Here is a 25,844-nt window from a genome sequence, read left to right as displayed (position 1 = left end):
CTATGATAGAACTTGTACGTCATTCGAGGAGAAAAATTATGAAACAAGATCAAAAGTTAGCGCGAACCTTATCAGGTCGACATATTAATATGATTGCACTGGGCGGAACAATTGGGACAGGACTGTTCTTAGGTGCAGGAGATTCAATACAGAAGGCTGGTCCAGCCATTTTGCTTGTTTACATCATTACTGGATTATTTATTTTTGCAATGATGCGTGCACTGGGCGAACTATTATTATCGAATCATGATCAAACGAATTTCATTGGTTTCATTAAAACTTATCTAGGTAACCGTGCTGGGTTCGTAATGGGATGGACATATTGGTTGGGTTGGATTATCATTGCCATGGCAGAGTTGACAGCAATTGGTAAGTATATGCAGTTTTGGCTGCCATCGGTACCAGTGTGGGTTTGGGAGGCGTTATTCTTACTAGTTTTGTATTCTATGAATATTATCGCTGTTAAAGCATTCGGTGAAGCTGAATTTTGGTTTGCGTTAATTAAGATTATCGCTATAGTTGCTATGATAATTACTGGTATATTGATGCTTGTTTTACATGTTAAGACTGAGGTTGGCATAACCCATCTTTCAACCTTATGGGAACATGGTTTGATTGTTGCCAATAAAAGCCAGTTACTGTCAGCTTTCCAAATGGCATTTTTTGCGTTTTTAGGTGTTGAGTTTGTGGGAATGGCAGCTTCTGAAACACAAGATCCAATTTATACAATTCCAAAATCGATTAACTCAATTATTCTTAGAATTTTGATTTTTTATGTAGGGGCATTGTTAGCGATTATGGTTATTCAGCCTTGGACAGACTATAGCGCTAATATGTCACCATTCGTGCAAGTATTTTCTGGTATAGGCATTTCATCAGCGGCAGGGATTATTAATTTCGTCATCTTAACTGCGGCTGCGTCATCATTAAATAGTGCACTCTTTACGACAGGGCGAATGATTTTTTCTTTATCACCTAAAGATAGTTATTTTGCGAAGTTAAACAAGCGCCACATTCCCATGCATGGTATAGCATTATCAGCTTGTTTGGTGGCTTCTACAATTATTCTAAATTATGTATTTCCAAAAGATGCGTTTAGCCTTGTGACTTCAACTGCATCAGCGACGTTTATTGTAATTTACATGTCATTAATGTTGACGCATATTAAATACCGTCGCTCCAAAGATTATCAAACAAGTGAAAAACACTTTAAAATGCCTTTTTCACCAATTTCAAATTACTTGACTATTTTATTCATGTTAGCTATTTTTGCTATACTGCTATTTTCATCATCAACAAGAATTACCACGATTTTAGCTATTATATGGTTTGTGGTACTCTTTATGATTAGTATAGTCAAATTTAGAAAAGCTTAAAAAACGTTTCGCATATTTGCGAAACGTTTTTTTAAGCAATGAAGTATTTCAAAATATCTCCTTCAGTAAGTGCGGATTTTGCTGTTCCGTTAACATCCAAGACAACTTTACCAGCATTTAGAATAATCAAACGATTACCATATTTTAAAGCATCTGCTAAGTTATGAGTGATCATCATAGCTGTTAAGTTATTTTGTGTAACCTGTTCGTTAGTAGCGATCATAAGATGTTCTGATGTTTTAGGATCAAGTGCCGCAGTATGCTCATCCAACAGTAATAGCTCAGGCTTGACGCGTGTTGCCATTAAAAAGCTTAAAGCTTGACGTTGTCCGCCAGACAAATTACCAGTAGCAGTCTGTAATCTTGTATTGAGATTATTACCCATCACTTTAGTAATTTTTGCGTAATCAGCTAACTTTTCCTTAGTTAAACCACGGTTTCTTAGTGATCGTTTTTTGCCACGTTTTTCAGAAAGTAATAGATTTTCAGCAACAGTCATACGCGGGGCAGTACCCATTTTTGGATCTTGAAAGACACGGGCAATATAGTTTGTTCGAGACACCGCACTAGAGTTAGTAATGTTTTTACCATGATGTTCCAGTTGACCCAATGTAATTTTTAGGTTGCCTGCAATAGTGTTAAATAGTGTTGATTTTCCAGCACCATTTGTGCCAAGTATTGTGATGAAATCGCCATCGTAAATGTCAAGATTTAAGTTATCTAATATCTTGACACCATCACCAACAGTGACAACGATATTTTTGAGAGAAAAAACCGGATTACTCATGGGTGCTAACTCCTTTTTTAATCAATGAATCGAGTTTAAGGGCATGTCGTAATCTTGGCAACATCATAGCAATGGCTAGAACAACAGCTGAAATGAGATTTAAATCATTGGTTGAAAAGCCAAGCTGTAGCACAGCAAGAAGGACAAGACGATACAAGATTGAGCCTACTATAACAGCAACGAGGCGTTCATTGAGGGATAAATCACCAAAAATAACTTCGCCTATAATAATCGATGCTAATGCGATAACAATAATACCAATACCCATGTTGATGTCAGCATAACCATTATTTTGAGCTATAATAGCACCACCAAAAGCAATTAAGCCATTTGATAACATAAGACCCATAATTGTCATACGGTCAGTTTTAATACCAATTGACTGTGCCATAGTTGCGTTATCGCCTGTTGCAATAAATGCTTGACCTAGATCAGTTTGTAAGAAAAAGATAAGCGCTAGTGTGATAAGTGTGATAATTATCAAACCAACAAAGACAGAGTCAAAATATTTTGGCAAATGTTGTAGTATATGAGCTGAAAAAACAGACTTTTGATTTAACAGTGAGATATTTGCGGATCCCATAATACGTAAGTTAATTGACAATGAAGCAGTCATGACTAAAATTCCAGCTAATAAGATAGGAATACGTCCTTTGGTGTAGAGTAATCCTGTGGCTAATCCTGCAATTGTTCCAATAACAAAAGCGATGAGGGTTGCTAAGTAAGGATTGAATCCGTGTGCTATTAGACTAACAGCAGTAGCTGCACCTAATGGAAACGAACCTTCAACTGTCATATCTGGGAAATTTAGAATTCTAAATGTTAGAAACAGCGCGACGCCTAAAACTGCCCATAAAAGTCCTTGACCAATACTTGATACAATTATACTCATTTGAAGACTTCTCCCTTGGCTTTTGCTTCGGCAATGATACTATCAGGTAATGGAATACCTAGTAGCTTTGCTTGTTTTAAATTGACAACCATCTTACCTTCAGTAATTGTTTTTACCGGATATGTTGCGGTATCTTTACCTTTTAATACTTTAGCAGCCATAACACCGGCTTGATAACCCAAGTCGTATTGACTAACTGAAACTGTGGCTAATCCACCATCTTTAACCATAGTATCCACAGCAGGAATGACAGGAATCTTATTACTATTTGTCACATTAACTAGTGTTTTCATAGAGCTGGCAACACCGTTGTCTTGAGGGGCATAAACAACGTCAACTTGATTAGCCATTGTTTCAGCAACTTGTTGCATATCGTTAGTCGAAGAAATTGTAAACATCTTAACATCGTAACCAGCTGCTTGGGCAATTTTTTCCATGTTTTTGGCATTATACTCACCACCGTGGTCTGAAGTTGTGTAAATAATGCCTAACTTTTTAGCATTTGGGACCACTTTTTTGATAACTGAAAGATGTTGTTCAAGTGGAGAATCGCCAGAAGTACCTGTTACGTTGTTACCAGGGCGTTGTGTTGTTTTGACTAAACCAGATCCTGCTGGGTCAGTAATGCCTGCTAAGATAACGGGTGAATTACCAGATGCTGTTTTTGCTAACGATAATGCTGCTGGTGTTGCAATACCAATAGTTAAATCGGCGTTTTCATTCGCAAATTTTTGTGACATTGTTTTGAGATTAGCTTGATTAGCTTGTGCATTTTGGTAATCTATCTTGATTTTATCACCAGAATATCCCTGTGACTTTAATCCGGAAATAATTCCCCGATGTATTTCATCTAATGCAGGGTGAGTCACTAGCTGTAGAATACCAACAGTTGGTACATAGTTTTTCTTGTTTTCCTGACTATTAGTTGGTTTACTGGTGAGGAAAAATGCGACACATAAGAAAGCAACAATAACTGCAATAACTGCTAAAAGGCGTTTATTCATAATAAAATTCTCCCGTTTTTCAAAAAAATTGACCTTAGACAGCCATACAGTGCTCTCCAAGGTCAAAAGAAAAGTCTGCATGGCTTATTTCCATACAGACTGAGGTGCTAGACAAAATACGTCGGTATGGATAAAACAAATGTTTTAAACATCAGCTTTATCCATCAAAATGAAAAGCTGATTACCGACGCCACCAGGCATTATTCAATTGTAATAGTGTATTTTGCATAACTTTTCTCCAAGTTGACTGTAAGATAAGAATACTAAGAATTTGATGAGTTGTCAATAGGCTAATTTTCATATAATTTAAAAAGAGAGAATTTTGTATTAAGGTACATTATTCAACGTGAAGTTAATAATTCCTGAATAATTTTCATTAGTATAAATCTCCGAAGTAAGTGCACGAATAAGCAGACCTGTATTAGGGTCATTAAATTGAACATGTCTAATATAATTAGAATTAGAAGAGATAGAGTAGTTAGAAAAAATAGTTACGGGTGCTTTTGTACTTAAAACACTCGATGTTGAATTGGCGTCTTTAAAAATAATTGGTGTAGTCAATGTGTGACCATTATTGCCTGTCATCTTATCAGAAACAAGATTGGCGCTAACAGACCAGTTACCGCCTTTACCATTATTTCGATTGTCATAAATGTCCATTCCCCAGTTGGGATCTTGGCGCGTTGCGGTAACATAGCCACCCTGACTAGTACCAAGACTAACCGTGTTAAAGGGCAAGTTAGTAGGCACATTAGCAAATTTAAGAACAGGCTTAGTAGGCGTAGTGGTTGTCGTACTTCCAGAAATAATTGAATCATTTGGATTGAGGAATTTGTCTGGTGGTTGTAAACAATGACCCCCAAAAATAAATTAATGAATATAAATTATGTTATAATTTGTGAAATAATATATAAGTTAAAAAAGGAAACAATGCAACCTTATTGGTTTTTTGTCATGGAATTGTAACATAAAAAGGAGTGGAGCCGCATGTCTAAATTTATATTTCCTACCAATAATATTGATGATATAAAATCAGCTTATGATTTTGTTGTGATTGGCTCTGGTATTGCAGGCATGACAGCAGCTATTCAAGCTCAAGAATTAGGCTTAGACGTAGCAATTGTTGAAAAGCAGAGCGTGCTGGGTGGCAATTCAAACCGTGCATCATCTGGCATGAATGCCGTAGAAACATCTGTCCAATTAGAACATGGGATTGTCGATTCTCAAGAATCTTTTTATGAAGATACTTTGAACGGTGGCGGTGGTACCAATAATAAGGCTTTATTAAGTTATTTTGTCACGCATGTAGAATCAGCGATTAATTGGCTAGATAAACATCAAATTAAATTAACAGATATCACTTCAACAGGTGGGATGTCAGAACGACGCGCACATCGACCTGGTGATAAATCAGCTGTGGGTAGTTATTTAGTAAGAGGACTGCAAAAACAACTATTGGAGAAAAATATTCCATTGTTTAATGACACACGTGTTGTTTCTCTAATTACAGATAATCATAGCGTAACTGGGATCAAGCTGACCACAAATAAGGAAATGTCATTTGAAATTTCGACTAAAGCAATTTTAATTGCAACTGGAGGGTTTTCACAAAATAAGTCGATGTTACAAGAATATAGGCCTGAACTTGTTCATCTTAAAACGACTAACCATCCAGGAGCAACTGGTGATGGCATGATGTTGGCAACTGAAGTAGGCGCAAAATTAGTTGACATGGCAAAGATTCAGGTTCATCCGACAGTTCAACAAGATACGGATCATGTTTATTTGATTGGTGAAGGCGTTAGAGGAGAGGGTGCAATACTAGTTGATCAGAAAGGGTGCCGTTTTGTCAATGAGATGACGACAAGAGATCAAGTGACGGCAGCGATAGATGCACTGGATGAAGATGGTGCAACATTGATTTTTGACCAATCGATTAGAGATGCTTTCCCAGCTATCAACTTTTACCACGCAGTCGGGTTAGTCACTGAAGCTAGTACAATTTCTGGTCTTGCAAAAGAAGCAAACCTCAATGCTGAGTCATTATCTAGAACAATAACAGACTGGAATGATTATCAAAAACAAGGATTAGATACTGCCTTTGGACGTCAAACAGGTATGCCGCGAGGCATCACGCAAGCCCCATACTATGCTATTCATATTAAGCCGGCAATTCACTACACCATGGGAGGGATTAGCATTAATTCTAAAACCGAGGTGCTAAATAAAGATAATGCACCTATAAAAGGCCTATATGCTGCCGGAGAAGTGACCGGTGGACTTCACGGTGATAATCGAATCGGGGGAAACTCATTAGCGGAAACAGTTGTTTTTGGCCGTCAGTCAGGAAAACAGGTTGCAAAATTTATTTTAAAATTATGAGGTAAAAACAGCTTGGTCTGGCAAGCTGTTTTTTATACGAATTCGATTGATAATTTTGCTAATAAATATTAAAATTGCTAAAATAATACTTATGCAAAGTGAGAGAAACAAAATAATCGAATTATATCTGGTGATGCTAGGTGGTGGTATTGGTGGAAGTTTACGATTTACTTTGGGATTAATGCCTGTTGTTGGGCACTGGCCGATAACAACGGTGGGGATTAATTTAACAGGGGCATTTTTATTAGCTTTTTTGGGTACATTTCTACCTTATACCAGTCAAAGAACCATACTGTTGAAATCATTTTTAGGAACCGGCGTTATTGGTGGTTTCACAACTTTCAGTACCATGATGCTTGAATTTTACGAGATACAATTATGTAGACCAATGAATGCGTTTCCATATCTTATGGTTACAATTATTGGTGGGATATTAGTGGTTAAGTGCGGACACAATTTGGGACGTTACTTGTATAGGAATAGGTATGCGAAATGATTATAGTCAGTGTTTTTGTGCTATCAGCTATAGCAACCCTAGTAAGATATGCCATCATCAGTTACTGGAAATTTAACAACCAATATCTGACAGCAGTCTGGTTGATTAATGTTTGTGGTTCTTTTTTAATGGGGATGCTCTTGGCTTTGCATCAGTTACATGCAATGAATGGTGTGTTTAGCATAGGGTTAATTGGTAGTTTTACGACATTTAGTACGATGATGACACAAAGCTCAGAGTATCATTTGATTAAACAGAGCATTTATTTATTAGTTCAAATTTTAAGTGGTTTTTTATTTTTCTGGATTGGCATGCAATTCGGGAATCTACTATAACCAAATTACTATAGAAATCAACGGAGACAACGAATGACAAAAATAGCAGTGATAAGTGATTCGGCATCAACCATTCCAACGACTTTACGCAATCGCTATCACATTTTTCAAGTTAATGATCCTATTATTTTTGGGGATGAAGTGTATAAAGAGTCTGTGGATATTCAAGATCTTGGGCAGCTTGTGAAAATGATGAAAGAAAACGGTATTGTTGCTTCGACTTCTCAACCAGCGCCTGGCGACTGGGAAGAAGCGCTAAATAATGCTAAAATTGCTGGTTATGATGCAGCACTTATTGTACCTATTTCGTCAGGTATATCTGGGGCTTACCAAACGGCCCAGGCCGTTGCATCCAATTATGAAGGTATGGCGGATGTCAGAGTATGGGATTCGAAATTTGCTGTTATCGGTTCAGGGATTCAGGCAGTTATGGCTGCAAAAATGAGTGAAAGTGGTAAATCACTTGATCAAATTTGGCAATCACTGGCTACGCTAAGAGATACTTTTGATGTGCGGTTTGTAGTTAATGATATTTCTCATTTACAAAGAACAGGACGTCTATCACGTGGTGCAGCACTAGTGGGTGGCCTGCTCAATATTAAACCTATCTTATCCATGGACATTCAGGGGGAAGGTAAAATTGGTGCAGTGGCGAAAGCTCGTAAAATGAGTGGTGCCCTAAAAGAAATTAAATCAGCATTAAATCAATATTTATCTCAAGTCGAATATCCAGTACGTGCCTTTGTGATTGATGGTAATAATGCCAAGTTGGGTGACAAATGGCTTAAAGATTTACAAGCGGAATATCCAACGGTGATTTTTGAACGCGGTAAAATTGGTGCTTATATTGGCGTACACACTGGTGATGGTGCCATGGGACTTTTATGGTCACGAGATTGGGAGACGTTGGTATAAAATAGCTGTCATTTCAAGTAATTGAGCTTGTTGTCAAAATGGTATAATGGGTATACCATCTAAACACGGAGACAAACCAAATGCAACGATCAAAACGTTATCATATTGTTTACGAAATATTAAATGCTGTGACTCATGGTCTGGGATTTTTTTTAGCTGTACTAGCTAGTATTGCCTTGATTATTCATATTCTACGTCAGCCAGTGACAGCCTTTGAAGTGACAGCGATTGCAATCTATGTTGGTACAGTAGGTTTCTTTCTTCTTGCTTCAACGCTGTTTCATTCGCTGATTTTCACACCAGCTGCCAAAATTTTTCAATTTTTTGACCACGCTGGTATTTATTTGGTAATTCTAGGCAGCTACACGCCTTATACGTGGTTATTATTAAAAGGATGGATTGGTTGGGCAATATGGGGAGCCATATTGGCTATGACAATTGCAGGCTTTGTTTACGATCTATTTTTTGTGGGTCGATGGCCATGGGTTGCTGTGACAATTTATCTTGTTATGGGATGGTTGATTATTTTGGCGATGCCCGTCTTATGGGGTGTCTTGTCTCATACAGCTTTCTGGCTACTCTTGGCAGGAGGCCTTACGTATTCAGCGGGAACCGTTTTTTACTTAATACCCAAAATACCGATGGGTCATGTTTATTGGCATGTGTTTGTTTTAGGCGGAGCAGGCCTTATGTTTGCTAGTATTTATATTAGTTTATAAAAAACTTGAACATTTATTGTGTTCGAGTTTTTTTATATGCAAAAAATCGTTAACTTATTTGATAAGTTAACGATTAGTGAAAGTGGACAGTCAGGGGCTCGAACCCTGGACCCACGGATTAAGAGTCCGTTGCTCTACCAACTGAGCTAACTGTCCATAGTAGTATTTGTATTGAAACAACATATAATATAGTATCATGTAGATTATTTAAAAGCAATACTTTAAAATAATTTATACGAAATAGATGTTCTGTAGTAAACCCATACAATATAGTATAGAATAAAGAAAGTTTAACTAGAAGGGAACGTGTTTTGAACACGACATAAGGCATATGTTTGATTTTATAAAGTCCATTATTATTGGTATTGTCGAAGGAATAACAGAATTTTTGCCAGTATCATCAACAGGGCACATTATTTTAGCAGAAGCGTTAATGAATATTCCGAGTGGCAGCGTCTGGACAAAAAGTTTCACGGCTGTATTTGATTATGCTATTCAATTAGGCGCAATTTTTGCCGTGATACAACTTTACTTCCATAAATTAAATCCATTTTCATCAAGAAAGACATCACGTGAACAATTTCAAACATGGCGTTTGTGGATTAAAGTCATTGTCGGTGTTTTACCAGCTGTTATCTTTGGTTTTCTACTGAATGATTTTATGGATGCACACTTGCTAAATCCTTGGGTAGTTTCCGCAACATTAATTATTTATGGTATTGTGTTTATTGTAATTGAAAATCGTCAGAAAAATATTGCGCCACGTGTGACGGATGTTAACAAGATTACATTTCAAATGGCATTGTATATTGGTTTCTTTCAACTTCTGTCACTTGTTCCAGGTACATCACGTTCAGGTGCGACTATATTAGGTGCTATTATTTTGGGTGCTTCACGTTTTGTGGCAGCTGAGTTTTCTTTCTTCTTATCTATTCCTGTTATGTTTGGTGTTACAATTCTTAAAGTCGGATCTTTCTTGGCAAAGGGTGGATCTTTCACTGGTGCACAGCTAGTTGTAATGCTTATTGGTTTTGTTGTTTCATGGGTTGTTGCATTGTTTGCCATTAAAGTGATGATGAGATATATACAAAACAATGATTTCAAGCCTTTTGGCTGGTATCGTATTGCTGTAGGTATTATTTTCTTAATTTTAGGTGTAACAGGACTCATTAACATGTAAGCCAAAATAAAAAAGCTATTCCTATATTGGCAATAGCTTTTTTATTTTGTCGATTCATTGGAAAAAATGATATCAGGTGGTAAGCACAAACCAATATCTTTCACAATAACAGTACCAGCAAGATGGCTACCAGTTCCCTGTGTTAAGCCTACCTTGTTGTAGCCAAATGTTACGGTTGTATGTGCTTTTAGGGCAGCGCCTCGCACTTCGCCGGTTGTTGCATCAATACCAGTTGGTACATCAACTGCTATAACAGTCTTTTCAATGTGATTGGCTGCTTTAATCATTTTTTGAAGTCCCTCTGGCAAAGTATTATTTAATCCCACACCAAAAATAGCATCTATAATGAGGGTCGCTTCATTAAAATCACTTTTTTCTGCGCGAACCAGACCGTAATTTTCAATAATGTTTAGCTGTTTTTGGACACTATCTTTTGCTTTTGATAAGTTCCCAACAAATTGTAATGAAACGTTAAAACCTTGAGTATATAAGAGACGAGCTATGGCAGTGCCGTCTGCACCATTGTTTCCCAGTCCAGCTAATACTAAAATATGTTCTAGATTATAATGTCCAGCACCAATAACATCAATAACGGACAGGGCAGCACGCTCAATCAAAACATTCTGAGATATGCCAATAGTTTCAATTGTATAATTATCAATTTTTTGCATTTCAGCAGCAGTTACAAGTTGCATGACAGACCACTTTTCTTTCTCAATCTTTACCCTTAATTATACAGTATAAGTAACTTAGCGGTTGCTTATTTTTTCTGTGGGTATACTTTACTCATTTTTTGATAAAATAGAAAGAAATCTTACGAGGTATGATGATGCAACATTTAGATTACAGTCAGCAAGAATCATGGCATGAGGATGGAGAAACGCCATTACAATCACCAATTGATATCAAGCAACAATACGTGGTGCATATTGACAGCAATAACGACTTATCAATTACTTTTAAGGGAACGACGACTTATGATGATAGAGTGGTTGGAGAACAGTTTTTAGCTAATGGAACGCTAGTGATAAATGACGAAATTTGGCAATTAGAACGAATTCATTTTCACGAAGGCGCTGAACATTTAATTGATGGACACAGGCATGATGCTGAGTCACATTTTGTATTCCTGAAAGAAGATCGAGTATTAGTTGTTGCAGCTTTTGCAGATGTATCAACATTAGCAAATAATCATAGCACAATAGAAGATCTCTACGAAGGGTCTATACCCACAGAACGTTTAAATGAGTTGTTACCAGATAACAGATCTTATTATCGCTATGTAGGATCTTTAACAACTCCTCCCTTGGGTCAAAACGTGACATGGATTGTCTTACAAGAACCAATTCATATAAGTATGACAGAACTTGCGTTATTACATAAAAAATATCCTAACAATTATCGAGAAGTACAAGATATTGCGGATCGTGTAGTTGATGTAATAGGTGAAAAATAACTCACTAGTCGCATCATAAAAAAAGCTAATCATATTGAGGTTAGCTTTTTTATATTGTAGATTACCGTTATATCGGGTAAACTAATCTTTATGGAAAACTTTCAAGAACAATTAAAAAATCGTCGAACATTTGCTATTATTTCACATCCGGATGCTGGTAAAACAACACTCACTGAACAATTATTACTTCATGGTGGTGTCATTCGTGAAGCAGGGACTGTCAAAGGGCGTGGCTCTAACAAATTAGCTTCTTCAGACTGGATGGCAATTGAACAGCAACGAGGTATTTCAGTAACTTCTTCTGTGCTACAGTTTGACTACGATGGTAAGCGTATTAACATACTGGACACACCAGGACACGAAGACTTTTCTGAAGACACCTATCGAACATTGATGGCTGTTGATTCAGTTGTAATGGTAGTTGATGCTGCTAAAGGGATTGAGCCACAGACTAAGAAGTTGTTCGAAATTGTGGCGCAACGAGGTATACCAGTATTCACGTTCTTTAATAAGATTGACCGAGATGCTAGACATGCATTAGATTTGGTAGATGAATTAGAGTCTATTTTGGGGATTCAAGCATATCCTATGAACTGGCCAGTTGGCTCAGGACAAATATTGCAAGGAATTTATGATTTGCAACGTGATAATATGGTCCAATTCAAAAATGCTACGGCGCATCCTGAGATTGTTGAAGAAGCAATGGATGAAATTGAATTATTACGCGATGCTGGCAATGAATTTGATCAAGAGGCCATTGCTCATGGTAAACTAACACCTGTATTTTTTGGATCAGCGTTAGTGAATTTTGGTGTCACTGAATTCTTACGTGAATATTTAACGTACGCACCCGCACCAGAGCCAGTGGTGACAGTATTGGGTGATCCCCAAGAACCTGAAAGCAACCAGTTCTCAGGATTTGTGTTTAAAATCCAAGCGAATATGGATCCACGACATCGTGATAGAATAGCGTTCGTGAGAATTGTTTCTGGTGAATTTAATCGTGGCATGGACGTTACTTTACAGCGGAATAGTAAAAAATTGAAATTGTCTAATGTTACTCAATTTATGGCTGAAGAGCGCGAAAATGTCCAAACAGCTGTACCCGGAGACATTATTGGTGTCTATGATACTGGTAATTTTCAAATTGGGGATACAATTTTTTCAGGGAAAAAGACAATTCAGTTCCCAGATTTACCAACTTTTACACCAGAATTGTTCAATCGTGTGATTGCTAAAGACGTTATGAAACAAAAATCATACCATAAAGGGATTGAACAACTGGTACAGGAAGGAACCATCCAGTTGTATAAATCTTGGCAAGGCAGTGATTATATTATTGGTGCGGTTGGTCAGCTGCAATTTGAAGTTTTCCAATTTAGAATGGAAAATGAGTACAACGTTGAAATACAATTTGAATCTATTGGATCAAAAGTTGCTCGTTGGATAGCGCCAAATCAGCTTGATGAAAAAATGGCTTCAAGTCGTAATCTATTAGTCAAGGATCGCTATGATCAGCCAGTATTTCTGTTTGAAAACAAGTTTGCAATGAACTGGTTCCATGATAAGTATCCAGACGTTATCTTAGAAGAAAAAATGTAGGCGATTACATTTTTTTATATAGTGTTGTAAGCGTTTACAAATCATGCTATAATTGGCTTAACAAATAAGAGGAGGCCATGAATGACGCAAAATAATATGAATGATATCGACATATCATGGGCTACTGTCTTATAGATACTGATTAACGTATTTAATTCAGATTCAGATTCAGAATAAGGATAACATTCGCAATTGATTTTCGCAGTTAATCAGTGTCATAAGAATACTTGATTTACACATGAGTTTACGTAAGAGCAGGCAAGTAGAGCTGCTTGGGCATCATTAACATCTGGTTAGTCGTAAAGACAAGTATTTGGCAAGGCATAAGACAATAGTAAATATGTTCGAGTCAATGAGGCGTTTGCAGCGCAATTTAAAATTCCATAGATTAAAAAACCTGACATACTTTTCGTTTATGTCAGGTTTTTTAGTTTATAATTAAGACGTTGATTTTAAGAATATCAGAGAAGGAAAATAGGAGGGAGCGTGAACTTTGTTTTACGCAACAAGACGATGGCATCCAAGACAAACAATCAAGCAATTTATGATTTATATGATAAGCCACCATTTTTGACGTGGCTGGGATTATCTTTACAGCACTTGTTCTCAATGTTTGGGGCAACAGTATTAGTACCGTTGCTTGTTGGGTTAAATCCAGGGGTTGCTTTGTTTACCTCCGGTATAGGGACTTTATTACATTTATTAATTACACGAGGTAAAGTGCCTGCCTACATGGGATCTAGTTTTGCTTTCATTATTCCAATGGCATCATTGATGAAAACAGTGGGTTATCCTGCTGTTGCGCAAGGTATTATTTCTGTTGGGTTAGTTTATTTAGTTGTGGCATTGATTGTCTCTTTTGTTGGTACTGGATGGTTAGATCGTATTTTCCCACCAGAAGTTGTTGGACCAATCATTATGGTTATTGGTTTGAGTTTGGCAGGTGCAGCAGCCACATCAGCGACAACAATAAATGGTAAATATGATTGGAAAATTTTCGTTGTTGCTTTGATCACGCTTTTAGCTACAATTGCATTTAATATGTTTCTGAAGGGATTTCTAGGGTTATTACCTGTATTATTAGGGATCATTTTTGGATATGTTGTGGCGTTGGTTTTTGGTCTAGTTGATTTATCACCTGTATCTTCTGCGCATTGGTTGCAAATGCCAAACTATGAAACATTCATAGGAAAAGAGGGGTTTAAGTTTTATCCAGCAGCTGTATTAAGTATGGCACCATTAGCTCTTGTGACTTTGTCGGAACACTTAGGTCATCTTATGGTCTTGTCAAAAATAACTGGACATGATTTTTTCATTAATCCGGGTTTAAAGAGAACATTAACTGGTGATGGAACAGCTTCTGTTGTTGCAGGATTGATTGGAGGGCCAGCTGTAACATCATACGGGGAAAATATTGGGGTCATGCAACTCAGTCGAGTATACTCTGTTTGGGTTATTGGAGGTGCCGCATTTTTTGCTATCATTTTCAGCTTTGTTGGCAAATTATCGGCGCTAATTGCTACGATTCCTGGGGCTGTCACTGGTGGTGTTGGTTTTATGTTGTATGGTGTGATCGCTGCAGCTGGGTTACAAGTGATTGTTGATAATAAAGTAGATTATAGTAAGAAACGTAATCTTATGATTGCTGCGCCAGTTTTGGTTATCGGTATTGGAAATTTTCATTTACAATTAAGTAGTCAAGTAGATTTTTCCGGCGTTGCGATTGCGACAGTATTAGGTATTATTCTGAATCTTGTTTTGCCGAAAGTGGCTGCAAGTGATGCACAGTGAACGCACGATAGATGTCGTGCGTTTTTTGTTTTTAAAATCACAAGATGTCTACTTCCTGATATGAATTTATCTAAAAAACTGAATACTGTGAACAATTGGACAGAACATAAAATTAGATTTTAACACTTAATGAAATAGCAGTTCATAACATTAAATATTTTAAAATATGCCGATTGTAAAGGATTTTTACTGTATTTATGTTGAATTTTTGAATTGTAATTTTTAATAATTAGGTGCTAAAAAGCATTTTACCAACGTTTAACAAAACGTATGGTCATTTCTTTGTGAAAAAGTGATACAAAACAGTTGTATTTCATTTTGAAAAGCGTATTATAGGTTTATATGTTATGACGAATAGCCGTTTACGACCATTTCGCCAAATTTATATGAGAAAGGAGAAGGCGCATGGATGACCCTACGGCACCGTTTGAGTTTCTAGGTCTCACATTTGATTGGGGCACGATACTTTCAACGTTGCTGGCTATGGCAATCGTTGTGATTGTATCGATTGTTCTCACGCGTAAGCCAACTTTACGACCAGGTAAACGACAAAATGTTATTGAATATTTACTTGATTTTACAAACGGCATAGTGGGTGGACAATTGCCAAAGAAGCAAGCACGACAATTTGGTTTGTATGCATTTACGTTGTTTTTCTTCATCGTTGTATCAAACGAAATGGGCTTGTTGCTTCAATTGCAGGGTGCTGATGGTGTGACTTATATTAAGTCACCAACAGCTAACCCAATCGTGACGATGACGTTGGCTATCATGTCTTTGATGGTTGCACATGGAATGGGTGTACAACAACTTGGCTTTAAGGGATACCTTAAAAATATGTTATTTACACCATATTCTTGGATGTTACCGCTTAATATCATTGAGCAGTTAGCTAACTTCTTAACGTTATCACTGCGTTTGTTTGGTAACATCTTCGCTGGTGAAATGTTACTGACACTCGTGGCTAATAGTTTAGCATGGCCAGGACATTTAAATGGTTTCTGGACAGTGCTAGCATTGCCGATTGAAATGGTCTGGCAAGGCTTTTCACTCTTCATCGGTGGTATTCAGGCTTACGTATTCGTAATTCTGACAGGTGTATTTATTGCTCAGTTATCGGGCAATGAATAAGGAGTGACTTAGTAAATGAGATTTGTGCCAAAAGTGGAAAATAAAACCGCCATTTATGACACAAGTCATTTTGCTAAAACGCGGGAGCGTTTCATCCAATCAAAATTCAAGTATGTCAAATACAATGCTATTTGACACTAAATAATAAGGAGTAATCTCATGGATTTGCACAATTTGGGTGTAATCGCAGCGGGTCTTGCAGCCGCTGGAGCCGCTGTTGGTGGTGGTATTGGAAACGGTGTCTTGATTTCACAATTCTTGGCGGGAATGAGTCGCCAACCCGAACTAGAAAGCCGTTTGTTGTCACGTATGTTCTTGGGTGTCGCGTTAGTCGAAGTTATGCCAATTTTGTCAATTGTCTTCGCCTTTATGTTGATGGGCAAGTAATCATAAATAGATAGTGGAGGAAAATCATGTTTGGTTTAACAACCTTAGCAGCAAATAAATTACCTCTAGGTAATATGCTGTTTATTATCATTTCATTCCTCGTGTTGATGGTTATTTTGAAGAAAGTGGCTTATGGGCCATTGACAAAAGTTCTTGATGAACGTGCAGAAAAGATTTCTGATGACATTGATGGTGCAGAAAATGCACGTCAAGAGGCAGAAAAATTAGCTGCACAGAGGCAAAGTGAACTTGCTGATACGCGTCAACAAGCAACTAAAGTTGTTGCTGATGCAAAAGCGAGTGCACAAAAGCAAAGTGATGCGTTGGTTACTGCTGCATCTGAACGTGCAACAACAATCAACCAACAAGCACAAGCTGATGCTCAAAAGCTCAAGGAAGACGCAATTACTCATGCAAAAGACGACGTTGCAGCGCTATCAGTAGCGATTGCTTCAAAGTTGATGCAAAAGGAATTATCGTTAAATGATCAACAAGCATTAATTGATGCTTACATTTCAGATTTAGAAACTAAATAAGGAGTATTGGGATGGCAAAAAATCTTAAAGATATCGCTGACCAATACGCCAAAGCAATTTTTGAACTATCTCATGAGCAAGATAATATAGAAGAAACGAAGTCAGATTTAGAAGCTTTAAAAATAGTTTTTAAAGAAAATCCTAGTTTTGTTATGTTTGCTACCTCAAATGATATTGACCAGAATATACGTCATGCGCTAATAAACACATTAACGGCTGATGCAACTGAATCTGTTCAGAATTTGGTCAAGTTATTGATACACAATAACCGCTTGAATATTTTAGTTAAAATTGTTGAAGCATTTGATAATCAATATAATGAGGTCAATGGTATTGTTGATGTTATTGCAACAACTGCAGTATCTTTAGATGAGACACGTTTAGGAAGATTAGCACAGCTTTTTGCTGATAAAACTGGTGCAAAGCATGTTAATTTAACTAATGTTGTAGATGAAAAAATTATTGGTGGTGTGATTCTAAAGTCACAATCTACTTTAATTGATGGAAGTTTACAAACGAAAATTGCCAAAATGAAGGCACAATTATTAGGTTAGTGAGGGAAAATAATGGCTATTCAAGCTGAAGAAATTTCTGCTTTAATCAAGCAACAGCTCGAAAAGTTCGACACAGCGCTAACTGTAGAAGAAGTGGGAACTGTCACTTATATTGGTGATGGTGTGGCTCGTGCAACCGGTTTAGCAAATGCTATGGCTGGTGAACTACTCGAATTTGCTAACGGCACATTCGGTATGGCCCAAAACCTCGAATCAAGCGAAGTTGGAATCATCATTTTGGGTGGTTTTGATGACATTCGTGAAGGTGATACAGTAAAGCGTACCGGCCGCATTATGGAAGTGCCAGTCGGCGAACAATTAATTGGACGTGTAGTAAATGCATTGGGACAACCAATCGATGGTTTGGGAGATATTCAAACGAATAAGTTCCGTCCTGTCGAAGTTAAAGCACCTGGTGTTATGCAACGTAAATCAGTTTTCGAACCGTTACAAACAGGTATTAAGGCAATCGATGCGCTTGTTCCAATTGGACGTGGACAGCGTGAATTAATTATTGGTGATCGTAAGACTGGAAAGACGTCTTTGGCCATTGATACAATTTTGAATCAAAAAGATCAAAACATGATTGTTATCTATGTTGCTATTGGTCAAAAGGATTCAACGGTCCGTACTCAAGTTGAAACATTACGTCAAATGGGCGCAATGGATTACACAATCGTTGTTAATGCTGGACCTTCGGAACCAGCGCCAATGTTGTATTTGGCACCTTATGTCGGAGCGGCAATGGGTGAAGAATTTATGTACAACGGTCAACACGTGTTGATTGTGTATGATGATTTGTCAAAACAAGCTACAGCTTATCGTGAGCTGTCATTGATTCTTCGTCGTCCACCAGGACGTGAAGCATACCCTGGTGATGTTTTCTATCTACATTCACGTTTGCTAGAACGAGCTGCTAAGTTGAGTGATGAATTGGGCGGTGGGTCAATGACTGCCTTGCCATTTATCGAAACACAAGCAGGAGACGTTTCAGCGTATATCCCAACGAACGTTATTTCAATAACAGATGGGCAAGTCTTCTTAGATGCTGATCAATTCTATGCTGGCGTTCGACCAGCCATTGATGCTGGAACTTCTGTTTCACGTGTTGGTGGTGATGCCCAAATTAAAGCAATGAAAAAGGTTGCTGGAACATTACGTTTAGACTTGGCATCGTTCCGTGAATTAGAAAGTTTCGCGCAATTTGGCTCAGACTTAGATGCGGCTACTCAAGCAAAATTAGCTAGAGGACGTCGTACAGTTGAAATTTTGAAGCAACCACTTCATCAGCCAATGCCAGTTCAACATCAAGTTGTTGTGCTATACGCATTAACACATGGTTATATTGATGACATTGCAATTGAAGATATTCAACGTTTCCAAGACGAACTAATTGCTTATGTTGATGCTAACGCAGCGGATTTGTTTAACACAATTGTTGAAACAAAGAATTTGCCTGAAGAATCTGCTATGAACTCAGCAATCGAAGCCTTTAAGGCCGGATTTGCTGGTTCAGAAGCTGAATAATAGGAGGACGCTGAAATGGCTTCTTTGCAAGATATTCAGCGTCGTATATCATCCACTAAAAAGACGCGTCAAATTACCAGTGCCATGCAAATGGTATCAACGGCTAAATTAAGTCAGATTCAAAAATATAGTGTAGGCTATCAAGCGTATGCTGCTCGTCTTGAAGCAGTTGTTGAACATCTCGTTTCTGCGCATTTATTTGATAATGCTGACGCCAAACATATTCCTTTGATTGCACAACGAGATATTCGTAAGACAGGAATCTTAGTTGTGACATCAGATCGTGGTTTAGTTGGTTCATATAACGCAAACGTTATTAAGCAAACTAACGTATTACTGGAACGTTTGAATTTGAATCCTACAAATACTGTTATTTTGGCAGTAGGTGGCAATGGGGCTGATTTCTATAAAAAGCGCGGATTTGAAGTTATTTTGGAACACCGTGGTGTTTCAGATGTACCATCATTTAACGAAATACGTTCAGTTGTGCAAACGGTAACAAGTTTGTATGAATCTGAAGTGTTTGATGCACTTCATGTTGTATACAATCACTTTGTTAATCGTCTAACGAGTGAATATCGTGATGTTCAATTGCTACCTTTGACAGGTGATACATTGGAACATATGGGTGGTACTGAGGCTCAAAAGGCCGAATTAAACGTGCAAAGTGCTTATGAAATAGAACCAGACACAACAGCTGTATTAAATGTTGTGTTGCCTCAGTTTGCGCAAAGTTTAGTGTATGAAGCAGTGCTTGATGCGAAAACAGCTGAACATGCAGCTTCATCGACAGCGATGAAAGCTGCGACTGATAATGCCAAAGATCTTATTGGACGTTTGGAATTACAGTTCAACCGTGCACGTCAAGCTGCAATTACGACGGAAATTACAGAAATTACAGGTGGTATGGCTGCGTTAGGATAATTAGTAGCCAACTATCATATAACAAATAAAATTGCTGTTAAGCAATGATTACAGACAATAATGTGTACCCTAACGAGTATACGTTTTTGTACGCTTTAAATTGAAAGGAAAACGACAATGAGTACTGGAAAAGTCGTACAAGTGATTGGTCCGGTCGTCGATGTTGCGTTTGAAGCAGGTGCGACAGTACCTGATATCAACAACGCACTTAAAATCGATAAAGGCAACGGTCAAACATTGACAGTTGAAGTGTCACTTGCATTAGGTGACGGTGTTGTACGTACAATTGCTATGGATTCTACCGACGGACTTCAACGCAATATGTCAGTCGTTGATACAGGTGCACCAATCGAAGTGCCTGTCGGTGAGGCGACACTGGGTCGTGTTTTCAACGTTTTGGGAGAACCCGTGGATAACAATGGCGAAATTACTGCCGATATACCACGGAGTTCTATTCATCGTGAAGCACCTCAGTATGATGAACTTGCTAATTCAACAGAGATATTGGAAACAGGTATCAAAGTTATTGATTTGTTAGCCCCTTATGTCAGAGGTGGAAAGATTGGTTTGTTTGGTGGTGCCGGTGTTGGAAAAACGGTTCTTATTCAAGAATTAATTCACAATATTGCACAAGGACATAATGGTATTTCAGTTTTCACAGGTGTTGGTGAACGTACCCGTGAAGGTAATGACATGTACCATGAAATGGAAGAATCAGGCGTTTTGAAACAAACTGCCATGGTTTACGGACAAATGAACGAACCCCCTGGCGCACGTATGCGTGTTGCGCTAACAGGTTTGACAATGGCTGAAAACTTCCGTGATAACGAAGGAAAAGATGTGTTATTGTTTATTGATAACATTTTCCGTTTCACACAAGCTGGTTCAGAAGTTTCTGCGTTGTTGGGTCGTATTCCATCTGCCGTTGGTTATCAGCCAACTTTGGCAACTGAAATGGGACAATTACAAGAACGTATTACATCAACCAAAAAGGGTTCTGTTACATCAATTCAGGCGGTTTATGTGCCAGCCGATGATTATACTGACCCTGCGCCAGCAACAACGTTTGCTCATTTGGATGCTACTACTAACCTGGAACGTGCTTTGACACAACAAGGTATCTATCCAGCTGTTGATCCACTAGCATCAACTTCTTCTGCTCTAGACCCACAAGTTGTTGGTCAAGAACATTATGAAGTGGCCACAGAAGTACAACGTACATTGCAACGTTATCGTGAATTGCAAGATATCATCTCAATTTTGGGAATGGATGAACTTTCAGACGAAGAAAAGACGACTGTTAACCGTGCACGTCGTATTCAATTCTTCTTGTCACAACCATTCTCTGTTGCCGAAACATTTACTGGTATTAACGGTGAATATGTACCGGTTGCTGAAACTGTACGTTCATTTAAGGAAATCCTTGATGGTAAGTATGATGATTTGCCAGAAGATGCTTTCCGAAATGTAGGTGCGATTGAACAAGTTGTTGAAAAAGCCAAAACAATGGCCCAATAAGGGGGTATTGACTAATGGCAGATGAAACATCTACAACAAACACAACAGGCATTACTATACAAATTGTAACGCCTGTGGGTGAAATTTATAATGCATCGAATATTGAGTTAGCCGTTGTTAATACACAAGGCGGACAAATTGGTATTATGCGCAATCATGTCCCAGTCTTGGCTGCTTTAACAATTAATGAATTACTAGTAAAAAAAGATGGCCAACATGAAATTTTGGCTGTTAACGGCGGTATTGCTGAGTTTTCTAATGATTTATTGACCATTGTTGCTGATAGTGCAGAAACATCTGGTAATATTGATGTAACACGTGCAGAAAGTGCGAAAGAACGCGCAGAAGCACGCATTGCTCATGCTCAAAATGATAATAATGATGATGAACTCAAACGCGCACGCGTTGCTCTGATGAGAGCAGTGAATAGAATTCATGTTGCTGCAATCCGTCAAGGAAAATAATAAAAAACCGAATGCTATACATTCGGTTTTTTTTGAGCATTTAAAAGTAGTCTTGAATGTTTTAATGTTCGTTTTATCTATTAATTTATGTGGTATTGTTCGTAAAGTGCCGGACGTTTCTTTTTAAAATGAGTAGTTTATAATTTTTGTATTAGTGAGGGTGCTCTTTTTTTTGATATATTAGTAATTGGGAAAAATACATTATCTTTACAGACATGCAGAACAAATTTTACTCAATGCTTCTAGAATAGATAGTGTATCATTGTTGTAGATTAAATGCCAGTTGGCACACAGGAGAAAAGTACCATGAGCAAGAATGCGAAAACACTCGCGGGTATCGTTATTGTTGTTATTATAGCTATTGCAGCATATTTTGGATTGACGCATAGTGGTTCAAAATCAACTTCAGACAAGACTATCAAAGACTTAAAAGTATATTTTGTACCATCGAAGCAACCTGATAAAATTGTCACTGCAACCGCTCCTTTGAAAGGGCTATTAAAAGATCAGCTGAAAAAAGAAGGTTACACGGTTGACAACGTTGATATTAAAGTAGGAACTAGTTATGAAGCTGCTGGTGAAGCATTGACATCTGGTACTGCAGACATTGGGTTTATTCCTGGTGGAACATATGTGATGTACGAAGATGGTGTTAAGCCTTTGTTGACAGCCACACGTGCTGGTCTTAACAAGAACTTCTCAGATGCTGCTAAGTGGAATGATGGTAAGCCAACAGAGCAAACAAGTCAACAATCATCAAAGTATCGTTCAATCTTTATTGCAGGACCATCAGCAAAAGGACAAGAATTAGCTAAGAAGGTTAATTCAGGACAAAAGTTGACTTGGGATGATTTGAATTCAGCGAAATGGGGATTGTCATCGACAACGTCATCAGCAGGTTATATTTATCCATCATTATGGTTGAATAAAAACTATAAGAAAACCGTAGCCGATTTAAAAAATACCGTTACGGTTGATTCATATGGATCAGGAATGGCTCGCCTAGCTTCTGGTCAAATCGACATCATGCCAACGTATGGGGATGCTCGTCGCGACTTTACAACACTTTGGACAACAGATTACCAACAACCTAAATCAATCTGGGAAGAAACAAATGTTATTGGTGTATCACAAGAAATCTACAATGATACAATTTCAGTTTCAAAGAAGTCAAAGGTGATGACACCGGAATTTGAAAAAGCACTTTCAAAAGCATTTATCAATTTGGCAAAAACAAAAGAAGGTAAGCAAGTTATTGCCATATATTCTCATGAGGGATATGAAACCGCAAAATCATCTAATTATGATGGTGAACGTGCTGCACAAAAAGTGTTAAAGAATTCTCAAAAATAATTTGTTACGTACAATGTGACAGATAATTTACTAAATATACCAGAAAAGCAGCGCATACAAGCGCCGCTTTTCTTGCGTTAAGGCCATTAGGCCAATACATATAAAATTAGGATGGCAATCATGATTAAATTTGAACACGTTTCAAAAACTTATCCAAACGGTGTAAAAGGTTTAAAAGATATTAACCTTGAAATTCAAGATGGTGAATTCATCGGTATTATTGGTATGTCTGGGGCGGGTAAGTCAACATTTATTCGCACAATTAATCGTTTAAATGATATTACTGAGGGTAAATTAACTGTTGATGGTATTGAAATTTCAAAGCTAAAAGGGCAAGAATTACGTCATTATCGTCGAAAAGTTGGTATGATTTTCCAGTCTTATAATTTAGTCCCTAGAATCTCAGTAATTAAAAACGTCATGAGTTCTTTAGTTCCTGACATGCCATTTGTTCGAGTACTATTTGGTTTGTTTTCAAAGGAAGAAAAAGTTCGCGCTTTAGAAGCATTGGATCGTGTTTCTATGTTAGATAAAGCATTTGTCCGTACGGATCAGCTATCAGGCGGGCAACAGCAACGTGTTTCGTTAGCACGTACGTTAACACAAAACCCTAGCGTCTTGTTAGCTGATGAGCCAGTTGCAGCTCTGGATCCTGTCACTGCGCATGAAGTGATGGATGATTTCAAAAGAATTAATGAAGAATTGGGTCAAACGGTGTTAATTAACATTCACCACGTTGACTTAGCTTTAGAATATTCAAAGCGTATTATTGGAATCCGCGCAGGGGCAGTTGTATATGATGGTCCTGCATCAGAAATTACTAGTGATATTTTAGATTTGATTTATAGTAAAGAAGAGGCTAAGTAATGAGTTGGTATGATAAATTATTTGAGGCTGAAAGTTATACTTTAACCAATGGTAAAAAAGTGAGCCAAAAGTTTACACGCTTACCTTTAATTATTATGTTATTTCTGATTGCTATTACCATTTCTGTTTGGGTGACAGGTTTTAGTGTTGTAACCTTATTCACTAATTTTACCGGTTTCTGGAAATTATTTGGCAGTATGTTTCCACCTAACTGGTCTTATTTCCCAAAAATTTGGCAACCGTTGTTAATGACGATACAAATGTCATTTATAGGATCTTTCTTTGGTGCATTAGTGGCATTGCCATTTGCAATTTTGGCAGCTAATAATGTGACTAATAATCGTGTCATTAATTTAACTATTCGATTTATTTTGACAGTTGTTCGTACAATTCCAACGCTAGTATCAGCTTTGATTGCAACCTATATTTTTGGCTTAGGTACTTTTGCTGGGACAATTGCTATTTTCTTGTTCAGTTTTTCGTTTGTAGGCAAGCAACTATTTGAATACATTGAAACTGTCAATATGGGTGCCTATGAAGCATTAGTGGCAACTGGGGCTAATCCCTCACGTGCGTTTGTGACGACTATTTTGCCACAAATTTTACCAACATACCTCTCAACATCATTATTTGCTTTTGAGGGAAATGTTAGATATGCTGCCATTTTAGGGTACGTGGGAGCCGGTGGTATTGGTATGATTTTGAATGAAAAAATTGGTTGGCGTGAGTTCCAAAGTGTAGGCATGATTTTATTAGCAATTTTTATTGCTGTTATTATTATAGAAACAGTTAGTCAACAGTTGCGTAAGTACTTAAGTTAAGGAGAGAACACGTGAATAAGAAATTAGAGGCTGTTCTCAGCAAAGAACCACATCGTGGCTTGCAGTATGGTATTACTGTCATTATTTTACTTATTCTGCTATTTTCATCAACCCCAGCACTTGGTGGTGCACATATGACGTCAAAGGGTTTTGAAATTGGTCGGAACATTTTAACAGGTATATTTACTCCTGACACAAGTCTGCTATTTGGGTTGGGAGATAGCGGAGTCATGTATTTGATATTACAGACTATCGCAATTGCCTTCTTAGGAACACTTGTTGGTGCAATTATTGCCGTACCTTTATCATTCATATCCGCTACTAATATTGTACCTAAGCCAGTAGTTGTTGTGACACGTTTTATAATCATGGCGATTAGAACGGTGCCATCACTGGTTTATGGATTAATGTTTATTCGCGTTACGGGACCTGGACCTTTTGCTGGCGTGATGACATTGGCAATTGTTTCAATAGGAATGATTTCTAAACTGTTTATTGAAACGATAGAGGATTTGGATGAAGGTATTTTAGAATCACTTGATGCTTTTGGATCGACCTTATTCCAAAAAATACGCTATGGCGTATTGCCACAATTAGGACCTGATTTCATTTCAATTTTAGTTTATCGTTTTGATATGAATCTGCGTGAAGCGACAATATTAGGTTTGGTTGGCGCTGGCGGTATTGGGGCACCAATGATTTTTGCTTTGAGTGCTTATCATTGGCATCAGGTTGGCGCAATTTTGATTGGGTTATTCGTATTAGTTTTTGTAGTGGAAATTTTGTCTGATAAATTAAGACATAAAATTTTACGTGGTTAGATTTAA

The 25,844-nt window shown here is 37.6% G+C and carries 27 protein-coding genes and 1 tRNA gene; 22 read left to right on the top strand and 6 right to left on the bottom strand.

Features of this window, described 5'->3' with window-relative positions:
- The first annotated feature begins 38 nt into the window (after positions 1–38).
- Positions 39–1,376 (top strand): amino acid permease, encoded by a 1,338-nt coding sequence (locus K5Q12_RS06195; RefSeq protein ID WP_220742840.1) that lies wholly within the window; start codon positions 39–41, stop codon positions 1,374–1,376.
- A 31-nt stretch (positions 1,377–1,407) separates the two neighbouring features.
- Here the strand turns inward: K5Q12_RS06195 and K5Q12_RS06190 are convergent, their stop codons facing one another.
- From K5Q12_RS06190 to K5Q12_RS06175, 4 genes are all read right to left on the bottom strand, one after another.
- The gene (locus K5Q12_RS06190; RefSeq protein WP_220742839.1) at positions 1,408–2,163 is read right to left on the bottom strand and encodes an ABC transporter ATP-binding protein; all 756 of its coding nucleotides are present in this window, start codon (positions 2,161–2,163) and stop codon (positions 1,408–1,410) included.
- Positions 2,156–3,055, bottom strand: coding sequence for an ABC transporter permease (locus tag K5Q12_RS06185; protein ID WP_220742838.1), 900 nt, complete (start codon positions 3,053–3,055; stop codon positions 2,156–2,158). Before K5Q12_RS06185 ends, K5Q12_RS06190 begins: the two co-directional genes overlap by 8 nt.
- Positions 3,052–4,059: a tryptophan ABC transporter substrate-binding protein gene (trpX, locus tag K5Q12_RS06180; protein ID WP_220742837.1), complete on the bottom strand. Its 1,008-nt coding sequence runs from the start codon at positions 4,057–4,059 to the stop codon at positions 3,052–3,054. Before trpX ends, K5Q12_RS06185 begins: the two co-directional genes overlap by 4 nt.
- Positions 4,060–4,386: 327 nt before the next feature.
- Positions 4,387–4,797 carry a hypothetical protein gene (locus tag K5Q12_RS06175; protein WP_220742836.1) on the bottom strand — a complete coding sequence of 137 codons (411 nt, stop codon included), beginning with the start codon at positions 4,795–4,797 and terminating at the stop codon, positions 4,387–4,389.
- A gap of 249 nt (positions 4,798–5,046) precedes the next feature.
- Between K5Q12_RS06175 and K5Q12_RS06170 the strand changes: the two genes are divergently transcribed.
- The 5 genes from K5Q12_RS06170 (at position 5,047) to trhA (ending at position 8,906) form a co-directional block, all read left to right on the top strand.
- Positions 5,047–6,441, top strand: coding sequence for a flavocytochrome c (locus tag K5Q12_RS06170; protein ID WP_220742835.1), 1,395 nt, complete (start codon positions 5,047–5,049; stop codon positions 6,439–6,441).
- Positions 6,442–6,532: 91 nt separating this feature from the next.
- Positions 6,533–6,937, top strand: a complete 405-nt coding sequence (locus K5Q12_RS06165) for a fluoride efflux transporter FluC (protein WP_220742834.1) — start codon at positions 6,533–6,535, stop codon at positions 6,935–6,937.
- The gene (locus K5Q12_RS06160; protein WP_220742833.1) at positions 6,934–7,272 is read left to right on the top strand and encodes a fluoride efflux transporter FluC; all 339 of its coding nucleotides are present in this window, start codon (positions 6,934–6,936) and stop codon (positions 7,270–7,272) included. The genes K5Q12_RS06165 and K5Q12_RS06160 overlap by 4 nt, the downstream gene beginning before the upstream one ends.
- Before the next feature lie 33 nt (positions 7,273–7,305).
- Positions 7,306–8,187, top strand: coding sequence for a DegV family protein (locus K5Q12_RS06155; protein WP_220742832.1), 882 nt, complete (start codon positions 7,306–7,308; stop codon positions 8,185–8,187).
- 80 nt (positions 8,188–8,267) lie between these two features.
- Positions 8,268–8,906 (top strand): PAQR family membrane homeostasis protein TrhA, encoded by a 639-nt coding sequence (trhA, locus tag K5Q12_RS06150; RefSeq protein ID WP_220742831.1) that lies wholly within the window; start codon positions 8,268–8,270, stop codon positions 8,904–8,906.
- An 83-nt stretch (positions 8,907–8,989) separates the two neighbouring features.
- Here trhA and K5Q12_RS06145 read toward each other — a convergent pair.
- Positions 8,990–9,062: transfer RNA gene (locus K5Q12_RS06145), tRNA-Lys, on the bottom strand.
- A gap of 175 nt (positions 9,063–9,237) precedes the next feature.
- On the opposite strand from K5Q12_RS06145, the gene K5Q12_RS06140 reads away from it, so the two are divergent.
- Positions 9,238–10,086, top strand: coding sequence for an undecaprenyl-diphosphate phosphatase (locus tag K5Q12_RS06140; RefSeq protein WP_220742830.1), 849 nt, complete (start codon positions 9,238–9,240; stop codon positions 10,084–10,086).
- A gap of 41 nt (positions 10,087–10,127) precedes the next feature.
- Here K5Q12_RS06140 and K5Q12_RS06135 read toward each other — a convergent pair whose 3' ends face one another.
- Entirely contained in the window at positions 10,128–10,781 is a 654-nt protein-coding gene (locus tag K5Q12_RS06135; RefSeq protein ID WP_220742829.1) for an NAD(P)H-hydrate epimerase, read from the bottom strand.
- A gap of 134 nt (positions 10,782–10,915) precedes the next feature.
- Between K5Q12_RS06135 and K5Q12_RS06130 the strand changes: the two genes are divergently transcribed.
- From K5Q12_RS06130 to phnE (K5Q12_RS06060), 15 genes are all read left to right on the top strand, one after another.
- Positions 10,916–11,542 carry a carbonic anhydrase family protein gene (locus K5Q12_RS06130; RefSeq protein ID WP_220742857.1) on the top strand — a complete coding sequence of 209 codons (627 nt, stop codon included), beginning with the start codon at positions 10,916–10,918 and terminating at the stop codon, positions 11,540–11,542.
- Between the two features lie 90 nt (positions 11,543–11,632).
- Positions 11,633–13,144: a peptide chain release factor 3 gene (locus K5Q12_RS06125; protein WP_220742828.1), complete on the top strand. Its 1,512-nt coding sequence runs from the start codon at positions 11,633–11,635 to the stop codon at positions 13,142–13,144.
- A gap of 513 nt (positions 13,145–13,657) precedes the next feature.
- Positions 13,658–14,935, top strand: a complete 1,278-nt coding sequence (locus K5Q12_RS06120; RefSeq protein WP_220742856.1) for a uracil-xanthine permease family protein — start codon at positions 13,658–13,660, stop codon at positions 14,933–14,935.
- A 405-nt stretch (positions 14,936–15,340) separates the two neighbouring features.
- Complete coding sequence (atpB, locus tag K5Q12_RS06115; protein ID WP_220742827.1) at positions 15,341–16,066, top strand: F0F1 ATP synthase subunit A; 726 nt, start codon at positions 15,341–15,343, stop codon at positions 16,064–16,066.
- Between the two features lie 159 nt (positions 16,067–16,225).
- The gene (atpE, locus tag K5Q12_RS06110; RefSeq protein ID WP_004902064.1) at positions 16,226–16,453 is read left to right on the top strand and encodes a F0F1 ATP synthase subunit C; all 228 of its coding nucleotides are present in this window, start codon (positions 16,226–16,228) and stop codon (positions 16,451–16,453) included.
- 26 nt (positions 16,454–16,479) lie between these two features.
- A complete protein-coding gene (gene atpF, locus K5Q12_RS06105) occupies positions 16,480–16,989 on the top strand; it encodes a F0F1 ATP synthase subunit B (RefSeq protein WP_220742826.1) in 510 nt (169 codons plus the stop codon).
- A gap of 11 nt (positions 16,990–17,000) precedes the next feature.
- Entirely contained in the window at positions 17,001–17,543 is a 543-nt protein-coding gene (atpH, locus tag K5Q12_RS06100; RefSeq protein ID WP_220742825.1) for an ATP synthase F1 subunit delta, read from the top strand.
- A 12-nt stretch (positions 17,544–17,555) separates the two neighbouring features.
- Positions 17,556–19,070, top strand: coding sequence for a F0F1 ATP synthase subunit alpha (atpA, locus tag K5Q12_RS06095; protein WP_220742824.1), 1,515 nt, complete (start codon positions 17,556–17,558; stop codon positions 19,068–19,070).
- A 15-nt stretch (positions 19,071–19,085) separates the two neighbouring features.
- Positions 19,086–19,994, top strand: a complete 909-nt coding sequence (locus K5Q12_RS06090) for a F0F1 ATP synthase subunit gamma (RefSeq protein ID WP_220742823.1) — start codon at positions 19,086–19,088, stop codon at positions 19,992–19,994.
- 117 nt (positions 19,995–20,111) lie between these two features.
- Positions 20,112–21,512, top strand: coding sequence for a F0F1 ATP synthase subunit beta (gene atpD / locus K5Q12_RS06085; RefSeq protein WP_220742822.1), 1,401 nt, complete (start codon positions 20,112–20,114; stop codon positions 21,510–21,512).
- A gap of 14 nt (positions 21,513–21,526) precedes the next feature.
- Positions 21,527–21,976: a F0F1 ATP synthase subunit epsilon gene (locus K5Q12_RS06080; RefSeq protein ID WP_220742821.1), complete on the top strand. Its 450-nt coding sequence runs from the start codon at positions 21,527–21,529 to the stop codon at positions 21,974–21,976.
- A 306-nt stretch (positions 21,977–22,282) separates the two neighbouring features.
- Positions 22,283–23,329, top strand: coding sequence for a phosphate/phosphite/phosphonate ABC transporter substrate-binding protein (locus K5Q12_RS06075; RefSeq protein ID WP_220742820.1), 1,047 nt, complete (start codon positions 22,283–22,285; stop codon positions 23,327–23,329).
- Positions 23,330–23,449: 120 nt separating this feature from the next.
- Positions 23,450–24,196: a phosphonate ABC transporter ATP-binding protein gene (gene phnC, locus K5Q12_RS06070; protein ID WP_220742819.1), complete on the top strand. Its 747-nt coding sequence runs from the start codon at positions 23,450–23,452 to the stop codon at positions 24,194–24,196.
- Positions 24,196–25,017 (top strand): phosphonate ABC transporter, permease protein PhnE, encoded by an 822-nt coding sequence (gene phnE / locus K5Q12_RS06065; RefSeq protein WP_220742818.1) that lies wholly within the window; start codon positions 24,196–24,198, stop codon positions 25,015–25,017. The genes phnC and phnE (K5Q12_RS06065) overlap by 1 nt, the downstream gene beginning before the upstream one ends.
- An 11-nt stretch (positions 25,018–25,028) precedes the next feature.
- The gene (gene phnE, locus K5Q12_RS06060; RefSeq protein WP_220742817.1) at positions 25,029–25,838 is read left to right on the top strand and encodes a phosphonate ABC transporter, permease protein PhnE; all 810 of its coding nucleotides are present in this window, start codon (positions 25,029–25,031) and stop codon (positions 25,836–25,838) included.
- Positions 25,839–25,844 lie beyond the last annotated feature (6 nt).

It is taken from the genome of Leuconostoc palmae, from assembly GCF_019656075.1.
GTDB classification, from domain to species: Bacteria; Bacillota; Bacilli; order Lactobacillales; family Lactobacillaceae; genus Leuconostoc; species Leuconostoc palmae.
The sequence above is the reverse complement of the archived record's forward strand: the minus strand, read 5'-3'. Positions and strand labels throughout refer to the sequence as shown.